Genomic DNA, 12071 nt, shown 5'->3' on the forward strand with positions numbered 1-12071 from the left:
TACTCCATTTCAAATCTTGTCATTAACTTCTATTTTACCATTATTTCAGTTAATAGGGTAGGGACAAGAAGCTATCTCTTAGGAAGTATTCCATGAAAAAATACAAAAATTCTGTTATAATATGCAAGGAATATACATAAAAAGAGGAAAGATAATGAAGAGAGATCGCCAAGCTGTTATCAAACAGATGATTTCAAGAGAGAAGATTGGGACACAAGAGGAAATTAAGCAACGTCTAGAGGCGGAAGGTATCACGGTTACACAGGCTACCTTATCACGTGATTTGCGTGAGATTGGCCTCTTGAAGCTTCGTGATGAGGAAGGTAGACTTTACTACAGTCTGTCTGAACATGTGCTTCCAAGTTTGGACCCTACGGTTAAGGACTATGTCAAATCCGTTTCCCGTGCCCAGTTTATGCTGGTCCTTCACACAGAGTTGGGTGAAGCTGATGTTTTGGCCAACCTGATTGATAGTGACGGCAATCCTGAAATTTTAGGAACTGTTGCTGGCGCAGATACCCTTTTAGTTATCTGTAAGGACGCTATGGTTGCTGAAAAATTGGAAAGCGAGTTTCACTGATGAACACTTCTCATCAGGATCTCCAAAAAGCCAAAGAAGAGTTAATTGACCTCCTCAAACACCATGAGGCGGTTCTTGCTTTTCAAGAGGCTGAGAAAGCTATCGGGCAGGTCCCTCAAATCAGTCATATGGCTGGACAGATGAAGGCTTACCAACAAGAAGCCGTGCTTTTTCAAAAAATTGAGAAACAGCGTGCCTATGAGGAGGCAGGTGAGCAGGCAGATTTGATTCAGAATGAGTTGGAAAATTTACCCATTGTTCAGGACTACCGTCAAAAAATGCAAGATGCCAGTGACTTGATCCAATATGTGACCAAGTCTATCGAAGAAAGGATTAACGAGGAGTTAAGACATGGCTAAGGAAAAATATCTCCAGGGATGCAGCAGTATTTGGATATCAAGGAAAATTATCCAGATGCTTTTTTGCTATTCCGTATGGGGGATTTTTACGAATTATTTTACGAGGATGCCGTTAAGGCTGCCCAAATATTGGAAATTAGCCTAACCAGTCGTAATAAGAACGCAGATAATCCCATTCCTATGGCAGGTGTTCCTTATCATTCGGCTCAAGCCTATATTGATGTCTTGGTTGAGATGGGCTACAAAGTAGCCATTGCTGAGCAGATGGAGGATCCTAAACAGGCTGTTGGTGTGGTTAAGCGTGAGGTAGTTCAAGTTATCACGCCAGGGACAGTGGTTGATAGTTCTAAACCTGATAATGCCAATAATTTCTTGGTGGCCATTGACAAGGTTGAAAGTCGATTCGGACTGGCCTATATGGATGTGTCAACGGGTGAATTTTTTGCGACAGAGTTGGATGATTTCAGTTCAGTTTGTAGTGAAATTCAGAACCTTAAAGCACGTGAAGTAGTGGTTGGTTATGATTTATCTGAAGTTGACGAACAAGTTTTGGTCAAGCAACTCAACCTTCTACTCTCCAAGGAAACAGATGTTTACGATGATGTCCACTTGATTGACACTAGCTTGACAGATTTGGAAAGCAGTGTGGCTGGTAAACTTCTCCAGTATGTGCACCGTACTCAGATGCGTGAGCTTAGTCATTTACAAAAGGCTCAGCACTATGAGATTAAGGATTACTTGCAGATGTCCTATACGACCAAGTCGAGTTTGGATTTACTGGAAAATGCTAGAACGGGCAAGAAACATGGATCTCTTTTCTGGCTCTTGGATGAAACCAAGACAGCTATGGGAATGCGTCTCTTGCGAACTTGGATTGATCGTCCTTTAGTGAATCAAGCCACTATCACCAAGCGTCAGAATATTATCCAAGTTTTCTTGGATAATTTCTTTGAGCGTAGTGACTTGACCGAGAGTCTTAAAGGGGTTTACGATATTGAGCGCCTAGCTAGTCGTGTTTCCTTCGGAAAGGCTAATCCAAAAGATTTGATTCAGTTAGGTCATACCCTAGCTCAGGTTCCGGTCATTAAGGCGATTTTGGAGTCTTTTAATGACGATGCCTTGTCAGCCCTTTTACAAGACTTAGATACTCTGCCAGAATTAGAGAGTTTGATTCGGTCGGCTATTGATCCTGATGCCCCTGCAACCATTACAGAAGGTGGCATTATCCGTGCTGGTTTTGATGAGACCTTGGACAAGTATCGCAAGGTGATGAGTGAGGGAACGTCATGGATCGCAGATATCGAAGTCAAGGAACGTGAAGCGTCTGGTATTACAACACTAAAGATTGATTATAACCGTAAAGATGGTTATTACTTCCATGTGACCAACTCTAACCTTAGCTTGGTTCCTGACCATTTCTTCCGCAAGGCAACCCTGAAAAATTCAGAGCGCTTTGGAACTGCTGAGTTGGCTAAAATTGAAGGTGAAATGCTTGAGGCACGTGAAAAGTCATCAACGCTAGAGTATGATATTTTCATGCGTGTCCGTGAGCAGGTTGAACGCTATATTGACCGTTTGCAATCTTTGGCTAAGGCTATTGCTACAGTTGATGTGCTTCAGAGTCTAGCTGTTGTAGCAGAGACCAATCATTATGTCCGCCCTATTTTTAATGATGAGCATCGTATTGTTATTGATCAAGGCCGTCATGCAGTGGTTGAGAAGGTTATGGGCGTTCAGGAATACATTCCAAATACGATTACCTTTGACAGTCAGACCAATGTTCAGCTCATTACAGGGCCAAATATGAGTGGTAAATCTACCTATATGCGTCAGTTAGCCTTGTCAGTAGTTATGGCTCAGATGGGGTCTTACGTGCCAGCAGATAGTATTGACTTGCCAGTTTTTGATGCTATCTATACACGTATTGGTGCTGCAGATGACCTGATTTCAGGGCAGTCGACCTTCATGGTTGAGATGATGGAGGCTAACCAGGCTATTAAGAGGGCGACACCTAATTCCTTGATTATTTTTGATGAGTTGGGACGTGGGACAGCCACTTATGATGGTATGGCTCTGGCCCAGTCTATCATTGAGTTTATTCACGACAAGGTAGGAGCTAAGACCATGTTTGCTACCCATTATCATGAGTTGACAGCCCTGTCAAATACTTTGACACACCTTGTCAATGTTCATGTTGCGACACTTGAAAAGGATGGTGAGGTGACTTTCCTTCACAAGATTGTCGATGGACCAGCCGACAAATCTTATGGTATTCATGTAGCTAAGATTGCAGGTTTACCAGCAGATTTACTGGAACGTGCTGACACCATCTTGACACAACTAGAGGGCGAGACAGTTACCATCCAACCTCAGGAAAAGGTATCGCCTCAAGAGAAGACTATCACTGAAACACATGTCAACGAGCAAATCTCTCTCTTTGAGGATTTTACTGAAAATCCGGTTCTTCAAGAGTTACGTGATTTAGACATTTACAATATGACACCGATGCAAGTCATGATGGCTGTAGCCGATTTAAAACAGAAACTATAAAAGAAGCTTGTCAATTGACAGGCTTCTTGTCTTTTATAGATGTTTTAATTCTTGATTCAGTTTCTCAATTTCTTTTTTCATTTTCCAATAAGAGATGACCCAAACGATGAGATAGATAAGGCTGAATTCAATGACGAGTTCCAAGTAGAAAGCCAAACGTAGAGGAAACCATCCGCTGAGGGTAGCTAGTGGAATGAAACCGATGCAAGTCAAGGCATAGTGAGTGAGGGTTGCACGAAGCAAACTCCATTCAGCCTTACGGAAAATATAACTAGCGACTTCAAAAAGAATACCGATAGCAAACCAAGTGATAAGGCAGTAGGCCAATACGAAGGATCCGTGAATCTGATGTGAGGTCATCCATTGTCCAATGGCTGAGTGAGGATTTAGGGGCATGTAGCTTGGCGCCCAGATAAGAGACATAACCATGGATACGGTAAGTCCAATAAGAATGCCAATTGTGCCTGATTTAAAAAGTTGCTTTTTCATTGTAATTTCTCCTTTATTGCTTTTAGGTAACGGCGTGATGAGTAGGTGGTTTCCTTGTTTTTAAGGTGAATTTCAACGAAGCCGTTAGGGGTGATGTTGAAACGTTCAATTTCTTTGAGGTTGACAATCTCTGATTGTGAGATTTTGAGAAAATGTGATGGCAGTTTTTCTAAAACTTGATAGAGACGTAGGCCTAAGTGATACTCTCCTTGAGTAGTTTCAGCTAGAACTTGACGATTTTCGATGTAAATTCTGGAAATAGCATCAGGTTCGATGAGGTAAGTTTCGCCATCTTTTTTCCTTTGAGTCGGTGGTTGCTATCCAAACTTTCGACAAACTCGACGACTTGCTGAATCTTAGGCGTCCGACCAGGAGCCTGAATCTGCAATATTTCTTCTTGAAATGCTGAGTCAATCTGAACTTTTATTTTCATAACTATCCTTTCTTATTTGTAATTGAGGAGGCCTCCTCCCTTCCACACCTTTATTAAACACTATTTACTAGCCCACAGCAATAGCACTTGTCTATGTGGTCCTATATGGTGTCTAAGTGGTTGAAAATATTTTAGAAAACCCCTATACTTAATGAAAACGTACTGACGAGGTAATCACATGAAATCTATAATGAAGTGGCTAGCAGGAATTTTTCTTGCCTGCAGTCTAATTTTGAGCTTTTTTACACCTTTTGAAAAGTCACTAACACTGAACTTGCTCTTGCTTTATTTCTTCGTGAAGCAGTTTATGGATTCGACAAGCTTTACTAAAACCTATCAATGGATTTTCAAAGTCATCTACCTCTTGATTTTTTCTGGACTCATTTGGTTCAACCTTCGTCATGGAGATATGATTGTTATAGTCACAGCCTTATCTTGGCTAACAGTTGTGTGTGAGTTATGGTTGTATAGTAAGCATCAGTAACAGTTAGAAACAGTAGTCTCTCAACTTTTTAGAAGGGAAAATAATTATGCCAAAAATCATCGAATTGCCCGAGGTGCTAGCCAATCAGATTGCTGCTGGTGAGGTCGTAGAGCGCCCAGCCAGTGTTGTCAAAGAGTTGGTGGAAAATGCTATTGATGCAGGTAGCACCCAGATTACCATTGAAGTTGAAGAATCAGGCCTCTCAAAAATTCAAATCACAGACAATGGCGAAGGAATGTCACAAGCTGATGTAGCTATGAGTTTGCGCCGTCATGCAACAAGTAAAATCAAAAATCAAGGAGATCTCTTTCGTATTCGTACTTTGGGTTTTCGAGGTGAAGCCCTGCCATCAATAGCTTCTATCAGTCACCTAACTATTGTGACCGCAGTGGATGGAGAAGCCTACGGGACTAAACTGGTTGCCAAAGGTGGAGAAATTGAGAGTCAGGCTCCTATTTCAACCCCAGTGGGAACAAAGATTACCGTTGAAAACTTATTTTATAACACCCCAGCTCGTCTCAAGTATATGAAGAGTTTACAGGCTGAGTTGGCTCATATTGTCGATGTTGTCAATCGTCTGAGTCTAGCTCATCCTGAGGTTGCCTTTACCTTGTTTAATGACGGTCGTCAGTTGACACAGACCTCAGGTACTGGAGACCTCCGTCAAGCTATTGCCGGGATTTATGGTTTGACAACGGCTAAAAAAATGGTGGAAATTTCAAATTCTGACCTTGATTTTGAAGTTTCTGGCTATGTCAGCCTTCCTGAATTAACTCGTGCGAATCGTAACTACATCACGATTCTCATTAACGGACGTTATATAAAAAACTTCCTACTTAACCGTGCTATTTTTGATGGTTATGGTTCTAAACTCATGGTAGGGCGCTTCCCTATTGCGGTTATTGATATTCAAATTGATCCTTATTTGGCTGATGTCAATGTTCACCCAACAAAGCAGGAAGTACGTATCTCTAAAGAAAAGGAGCTTATGGCTCTCATCAGCTCTGCCATTGCTCAAAGCCTTAGAGAGCATGATTTGATCCCTGACGCCCTTGAAAATCTAGCTAAGTCAAGTACTAGAGGTGTAGCTAAACCAGTTCAAACGAGTTTACCTCTCAAACAAACCAATCTTTATTATGATAGCAGTCGTAATGATTTCTTTGTTAAACCAGAGACTGTCCAAGAAGATATCAAACCTCTAGTATCAGAGTCCAAGTCTATAGCAACACCGGATGAAAGCAAGGCGAAGCCAACTGTAAAACAGGCACAGCGTTCGGTAGATGAAGGTGATAACGAACACGAAAAACTTGATTATAAAAACAAGTCGAAAATGAAGCGCATGCTTGAAAATCTGGACAATGAGGAAACATCAACCTTCCCTGAGTTGGAGTTTTTTGGTCAGATGCATGGAACCTATCTCTTTGCACAAGGACAAGGTGGACTTTACATCATTGACCAGCATGCTGCCCAAGAACGTGTCAAGTATGAGTACTATCGCGAAAAGATTGGTGAGGTTGACAGTAGTTTACAACAGCTCTTGGTTCCCTATCTCTTTGAATTTTTAGGTTCAGATTACATTAGCTTACAAGAAAAAATGCCCCTTCTTAACCAGGTTGGTATCTATCTAGAGCCTTATGGAAATAACACCTTCATTCTTCGTGAACATCCTATCTGGATGAAGGAAGAAGAAATCGAATTTGCAGTATATGAGATGTGCGACATGCTTCTTTTGACGAATGAAGTATCCGTCAAGACATATCGTGCTGAGTTAGCTATCATGATGAGTTGTAAACGTTCAATCAAGGCCAATCATGCTCTGGATGATTACTCTGCGCGTGATCTACTGGTACAGCTTGCCCAGTGTAAAAATCCCTACAATTGCCCTCATGGACGTCCAGTTCTTGTCAACTTTACCAAGTCCGATATGGAAAAAATGTTCCGTCGTATCCAAGAAAATCATACGAGTCTACGTGACCTAGGTAAGTATTAAAACTTTTTTTGGTCTTGCTTTACGAATAGGCATGTTAGATTTATAATAGTGGTGAAGATAAGGAATCTTCTAATGTTTTAGCATATCATTGTAGGATGATTGCCTGATTTTTAAGTTAGGAGGTAGAGTGATGAGACACCTAACAAAAACTAATAAATACTTTTTACTTGTTGGCTTAACATTTTTAGCGACTAGCTTGATTTTCTACATTTTAGCTTGGTTAGGTCGACCAAGTTTGGAGAATACTCTAGTAAACGTGTCTAGCATTGCCCTCACCTTAGGCATTTCAACATATGTTCTCTTAGGCTTGAAGATGATTATTGATATTTTAAAGACGAGTAGTCATCCTTAAAATAGAGCAAACAGAATCCACTTTCGAGTGGATTTTTTGTTACAATAGTACAGCAGTACTTGAGATGAGAAGATAAACACTCAAGACAATTATCTTACAAATATAAAATGATAAAGTAATCCATTGAAGATACGAACGAGAAAGGAAATCACACACTATGTATGATTACATCAAAGGAACTCTAGTAAAAATTACTGCCAAGTATATTGTTATAGAAGCAAACGGTCTAGGTTACATTGTCACTGTAGCAAATCCATATAGTTTTCTGACCAAATGAATCAGACTATCCAAGTCTACCTTCATCAGGTTATTAGAGATGATGCCCACCTTCTTTTTGGTTTTCATACTGAAGATGAAAAAGAAGTTTTCCTTAAGCTTATTTCGGTTTCTGGAATAGGGCCGACCACAGCTCTAGCTATTGTTGCCGTAGATGATAATCAAGGTTTGGTTGCTGCTGTTGATAATAGTGACATCAAGTACTTGATGAAGTTTCCGAAGATTGGTAAAAAGACTGCTCAACAAATGGTTCTGGATCTGGCAGGAAAATTTGCAGAGTTACCATCAGAAACGACCAAAACCACACCAAATCAGCCTGCAGGAAATCATCAGTTGGATGAAGCTATGGAAGCCTTGCTTGCTCTTGGTTACAAAGCCACAGAGCTTAAGAAAGTAAAAGCCTTCTTTGATGGTACCAATGAAACGGCAGAGCAATATATTAAGTCAGCTCTTAAAATGTTGATGAAGTGAGGTAAGCAATGGTCAATCGATGTCGTTGGGTTCCAACCGACAACAAACTCTATTGTGATTATCATGATAAGGAATGGGGAAAGCCTATTGGTGATGATCAAAAACTTTTTGAGCTTCTTTGCTTAGAAAGTTATCAGTCAGGGCTTTCCTGGTTAACGGTTTTAAATAAGCGTCAGGCTTTTAATCGTGTTTTTCATAACTATGATATTGAGTGTGTTGCCCAGTTTAGCCTAAGTGAACTTGAAGAAGCGCTTCAAAATCCGGATATCATTCGTCACAAACTTAAACTAGAAGCAACTGTAAATAATGCCAAACAAGTACTTAAACTCCAAGATGCATTTGGCTCCCTATCCCAATATTTTTGGCATTTCTTTGACGGGAAGCCCTTGATAAATAACGTTCCCACATATAAGGACGTCCCATCATCAACAGACCTTTCTAAACAAATAGCAAAGGATTTAAAAAAGCGAGGGTTTAAATTTTTAGGCCCGACTACCATTTACTCATTTTTACAAGCTACAGGATTTGTGAACGATCATGAAAATGATTGCGACTTTAAATAATGAGTATATTTGATTGACAATATGACAAAAACGTGTTAGTTTATAAACAAACATATTTTTGAGATTTTTTACGAATAATAATATAGGTGAACCAATGAAAGCTGAATTGATTGCAGTAGGAACTGAAATTCTTACAGGGCAAATCACCAATACCAATGCCCAATTTTTATCTGAAAAACTAGCTGAACTAGGAATGGATGTGTATTTTCACACAGCAGTAGGTGACAATGAAAACCGCCTTCTTTCAGTTCTAGATCAAGCTAGTAAACGTAGTGACTTAGTCATACTTTGTGGTGGACTTGGCCCTACGGAGGACGACTTAACCAAGCAAACACTGGCTAAGTTTCTAGGAAAAAAACTTGTCTTTGACGAGGAGGCAAGTAAAAAACTGGATAGTTTCTTTGCTACTCGTCCTAAACATATAAGGACACCTAATAATGAACGCCAAGCGCAAATTGTTGAGGGGTCTGTGCCCTTGCAAAATCTCACAGGTTTAGCAGTTGGGGGGATTATCACTGCTAAAGGAGTGACTTATGTCGTCTTGCCTGGTCCACCAAGTGAACTCAAACCAATGGTGAACCAAGAGCTTATTCCAGCGCTTACAGAGAATCATACTACTCTTTATTCTAGAGTTCTAAGATTTTTTGGTGTTGGAGAAAGTCAATTGGTTACTATCCTGAAGGATCTTATTGTTAACCAAACAGATCCAACCATAGCTCCATACGCTAAAGTGGGCGAGGTGACACTGCGCTTGTCAACCAAGGCTTCCTCGCAAGAAGAAGCAGATCAGAAATTAGATGTTTTAGAAAAACAAATTCGTTCTACTAAAACTTTAGATGGTAAGTCCCTATCCGATCTCATTTATGGATATGGAGAATCAAATAGTTTAGCTTATGAAGCATTTCAATTGCTTAAGAAATATGGCAAAACCATTACTGCAGCTGAAAGTTTGACAGCTGGCTTATTTCAAGCTAGTATTGCTGATTTTTCAGGAGCTTCGCAAGTGTTCAAAGGTGGATTTGTTACCTATAGCATTGAAGAAAAATCTAAAATGTTGGGTATTTCTTTGTCTCAATTAGAAGAACATGGTGTTGTTAGTCATTTTACTGCAGAAAAAATGGCAGAAGGTGCTCGAGCTAAAACAGATAGCGATTACGGAATTGCACTTACCGGTGTAGCTGGACCAGATTCATTAGAAGGACACCCAGCAGGCACAGTATTTATTGGTATTGCTGATAGGAATCAAGTAAGATCAATCAAGATTGTTATAGGTGGAAGAAGTCGTTCTGATGTTAGATATATTAGTACCCTCTATGCCTTTAACCTAGTTCGCCAAGCTTTATTACAAGAAGACAACTTGATTTAAATTTGTCTTTAACTATAGAAAGAAGAGGAAAATAAGTGGCTAAGAAAACAAAAAAACAGAAGAAATTACTAAGAAATTCGGTGATGAGCGTCGTAAGGCCCTTGATGATGCATTGAAAAATATTGAAAAGGATTTTGGTAAGGGTGCTGTAATGCGCCTTGGTGAGCGTGCAGAGCAAAAGGTTCAAGTGATGAGCTCAGGCTCACTAGCTTTGGATATTGCTCTTGGTGCAGGTGGTTATCCTAAAGGTCGTATTATCGAAATTTACGGACCAGAGTCATCAGGTAAAACAACTGTGGCCCTTCATGCTGTAGCTCAGACACAAAAAGAAGGTGGCATCGCAGCTTTTATTGATGCCGAACATGCTCTTGACCCTGCTTATGCGGCAGCCCTAGGTGTTAATATCGATGAGCTCCTTTTGTCACAACCTGATTCAGGTGAACAAGGTCTCGAAATTGCAGGTAAGCTGATTGACTCTGGTGCAGTTGATTTGGTTGTTGTTGATTCAGTTGCGGCCTTGGTACCACGTGCAGAAATTGATGGAGATATTGGTGACAGTCATGTCGGACTTCAAGCACGTATGATGAGTCAAGCTATGCGTAAGCTTTCTGCATCTATCAATAAAACGAAGACAATTGCTATTTTCATTAACCAGTTGCGTGAAAAAGTTGGTATCATGTTTGGTAATCCTGAGACTACACCTGGCGGACGTGCCCTAAAATTCTATGCGTCAGTACGTCTTGATGTCCGTGGAAATACACAAATCAAAGGAACTGGTGATAAGAAGGATCAGAATGTTGGTAAAGAAACCAAAATTAAGGTTGTTAAAAATAAAGTTGCTCCACCATTTAAAGAAGCTTTTGTTGAAATTATGTATGGTGAAGGTATTTCACAAACAGGTGAGCTTGTTAAAATTGCTAGTGATTTAGGTATCATTCAAAAAGCAGGAGCTTGGTTCTCATACAATGGTGAGAAGATTGGTCAAGGATCTGAAAATGCTAAAAAATATTTAGCAGATCACCCAGAAATTTTTGAAGAAATCGACCATAAGGTACGTGTACACTATGGTTTAATTGAGCCAGATGAAGAAGATGTTGTTGAAGAAAAGCAGGTTGACGAAACGTCAGATGAACTCGTTTTAGACCTTGACTCAACAATCGAAATTGAAGAATAAGTCGAAAAAGAGCTGAAAGGCTCTTTTTCTTTGTCCAAGTGTAGTTTTTGAAAATAAAGAGATGTTTAATATCTCAATAAGATATCCCTTAAGTATAAAATAGGTCGCTAGACCGATTTCTAAAATAAAGGACAGTGATAAGATTATAGTATCATGTGACAGAAAGAGAGAATTAACATGATTAAAATTTATACAATTTCAAGTTGTACAAGTTGTAAAAAAGCAAAAACATGGTTGAATAACCATCAACTTCCTTATAAAGAACAAAACCTTGGTAAAGAACCACTTACAAAAGAAGAAATCCTCAATATCCTTTCAAAAACGGAGAACGGTGTTGAAAGTATTGTTTCATCAAAAAATCGTTATGCAAAAGCTCTGAATTGTGATATCGATGAACTAAGTGTTAGTGAAGTCATTGATTTGATTCAGGAAAACCCTAGAATCTTAAAAAGTCCAATACTAATTGACGATAAAAGATTGCAAGTGGGTTATAAAGAAGATGATATTCGTGCTTTCTTACCACGCTCAATACGTAATGTCGAAAATTCACAAGCACGTATGCGTGCAGCACTTTAAAACAAAAAAGAAGATTGCCTAGATCTTCTTTTTTAATGAAATTCATGATAAAGAAAAGAAAAGGTATTGACTTTAGTTCATAAACTTGATAGACTATTAAGGTCTCAAGCGTACAACCAAGTAACAAAGTAATTAAAACTTTAAAAAAGTTATTGACAAGGTAAGCAAGAGATGATAATATGAATAGGCTACATCGGAGGATGAAGCAGAGACACGAGGAAGTTTGGAAAAAACTTTTCAAAAAGTGTTGACAAGATATTCTAGATTTGCTAGAATATAGGAGTTGTCTTAAGAGAGACAAAGACCTTTGAGAACTGAATAAGAAACCAAGTGCAGGGTTATGATAGAAGAAATTATAACCTGTCAATTTACAAGAAAAAAACGTCAGAAGACGGAAATGAGTTAACG

11 protein-coding genes and 2 pseudogenes are annotated in these 12071 nt (G+C 39.5%); 11 read left to right on the forward strand and 2 right to left on the reverse strand.

Annotated features, from left to right (window positions below; genetic code table 11):
• The first annotated feature begins 151 nt into the window (after positions 1-151).
• Genes argR through mutS form a run of 3 tightly spaced genes read left to right on the forward strand, consistent with a single transcriptional unit; the run spans position 152 to position 3489 of the window.
• Positions 152-580 (forward strand): arginine repressor, encoded by a 429-nt coding sequence (gene argR, locus HSISS2_RS00185; protein WP_192805705.1) that lies wholly within the window; start codon positions 152-154, stop codon positions 578-580.
• Positions 580-939, forward strand: coding sequence for a YlbF family regulator (locus HSISS2_RS00190; RefSeq protein ID WP_021144802.1), 360 nt, complete (start codon positions 580-582; stop codon positions 937-939). Before argR ends, HSISS2_RS00190 begins: the two co-directional genes overlap by 1 nt.
• 18 nt (positions 940-957) lie before the next feature.
• On the forward strand, positions 958-3489 hold the full coding sequence (mutS, locus tag HSISS2_RS00195; RefSeq protein WP_021144803.1) for a DNA mismatch repair protein MutS: 2532 nt from the start codon (positions 958-960) through the stop codon (positions 3487-3489).
• Positions 3490-3522: 33 nt separating this feature from the next.
• On the opposite strand, the gene HSISS2_RS00200 is transcribed toward mutS, so the two are convergent.
• Positions 3523-3978 carry a DUF3021 domain-containing protein gene (locus HSISS2_RS00200; protein ID WP_021144804.1) on the reverse strand — a complete coding sequence of 152 codons (456 nt, stop codon included), beginning with the start codon at positions 3976-3978 and terminating at the stop codon, positions 3523-3525.
• Positions 3975-4411 (reverse strand): annotated as a pseudogene (locus HSISS2_RS00205) (LytTR family DNA-binding domain-containing protein). The gene HSISS2_RS00200 and the pseudogene HSISS2_RS00205 overlap by 4 nt, the downstream one beginning before the upstream one ends.
• Positions 4412-4589: 178 nt before the next feature.
• Between HSISS2_RS00205 and HSISS2_RS11530 the strand changes: the two are divergent.
• The 8 genes and pseudogenes from HSISS2_RS11530 (at position 4590) to spx (ending at position 11663) form a co-directional block, all read left to right on the forward strand.
• Entirely contained in the window at positions 4590-4895 is a 306-nt protein-coding gene (locus tag HSISS2_RS11530; RefSeq protein WP_042766864.1) for a hypothetical protein, read from the forward strand.
• 46 nt (positions 4896-4941) lie between these two features.
• On the forward strand, positions 4942-6885 hold the full coding sequence (gene mutL / locus HSISS2_RS00215; RefSeq protein ID WP_021144806.1) for a DNA mismatch repair endonuclease MutL: 1944 nt from the start codon (positions 4942-4944) through the stop codon (positions 6883-6885).
• A gap of 130 nt (positions 6886-7015) precedes the next feature.
• On the forward strand, positions 7016-7237 hold the full coding sequence (locus HSISS2_RS00220; RefSeq protein ID WP_008536296.1) for a hypothetical protein: 222 nt from the start codon (positions 7016-7018) through the stop codon (positions 7235-7237).
• A 157-nt stretch (positions 7238-7394) separates the two neighbouring features.
• Positions 7395-7984, forward strand: a pseudogene (gene ruvA / locus HSISS2_RS00225) (Holliday junction branch migration protein RuvA).
• 8 nt (positions 7985-7992) lie between these two features.
• The gene (locus HSISS2_RS00230) at positions 7993-8547 is read left to right on the forward strand and encodes a DNA-3-methyladenine glycosylase I (protein WP_008536294.1); all 555 of its coding nucleotides are present in this window, start codon (positions 7993-7995) and stop codon (positions 8545-8547) included.
• Between the two features lie 94 nt (positions 8548-8641).
• Positions 8642-9913 carry a competence/damage-inducible protein A gene (locus HSISS2_RS00235; RefSeq protein WP_021144809.1) on the forward strand — a complete coding sequence of 424 codons (1272 nt, stop codon included), beginning with the start codon at positions 8642-8644 and terminating at the stop codon, positions 9911-9913.
• A gap of 64 nt (positions 9914-9977) precedes the next feature.
• The gene (gene recA / locus HSISS2_RS00240; protein WP_042766865.1) at positions 9978-11087 is read left to right on the forward strand and encodes a recombinase RecA; all 1110 of its coding nucleotides are present in this window, start codon (positions 9978-9980) and stop codon (positions 11085-11087) included.
• A 177-nt stretch (positions 11088-11264) separates the two neighbouring features.
• Entirely contained in the window at positions 11265-11663 is a 399-nt protein-coding gene (spx, locus tag HSISS2_RS00245) for a transcriptional regulator Spx (RefSeq protein WP_002886328.1), read from the forward strand.
• Positions 11664-12071: the final 408 nt, after the last annotated feature.

Origin of the sequence: Streptococcus sp. HSISS2, from assembly GCF_000448665.1 — a bacterium.
GTDB classification, from domain to species: Bacteria; Bacillota; Bacilli; order Lactobacillales; family Streptococcaceae; genus Streptococcus; species Streptococcus raffinosi.

Excerpts from the sequence above, each read along its gene's own strand:
- HSISS2_RS00190 (WP_021144802.1), top strand. The coding sequence starts at position 580 with ATGAACACTTCTCATCAGGATCTCCAAAAAGCCAAAGAAGAGTTAATT.
- mutS (WP_021144803.1), top strand. The coding sequence starts at position 958 with ATGCAGCAGTATTTGGATATCAAGGAAAATTATCCAGATGCTTTTTTG.
- HSISS2_RS00200 (WP_021144804.1), bottom strand. The coding sequence starts at position 3,978 with ATGAAAAAGCAACTTTTTAAATCAGGCACAATTGGCATTCTTATTGGA.
- HSISS2_RS11530 (WP_042766864.1), top strand. The coding sequence starts at position 4,590 with ATGAAATCTATAATGAAGTGGCTAGCAGGAATTTTTCTTGCCTGCAGT.
- mutL (WP_021144806.1), top strand. The coding sequence starts at position 4,942 with ATGCCAAAAATCATCGAATTGCCCGAGGTGCTAGCCAATCAGATTGCT.
- HSISS2_RS00220 (WP_008536296.1), top strand. The coding sequence starts at position 7,016 with ATGAGACACCTAACAAAAACTAATAAATACTTTTTACTTGTTGGCTTA.
- HSISS2_RS00230 (WP_008536294.1), top strand. The coding sequence starts at position 7,993 with ATGGTCAATCGATGTCGTTGGGTTCCAACCGACAACAAACTCTATTGT.
- HSISS2_RS00235 (WP_021144809.1), top strand. The coding sequence starts at position 8,642 with ATGAAAGCTGAATTGATTGCAGTAGGAACTGAAATTCTTACAGGGCAA.
- spx (WP_002886328.1), top strand. The coding sequence starts at position 11,265 with ATGATTAAAATTTATACAATTTCAAGTTGTACAAGTTGTAAAAAAGCA.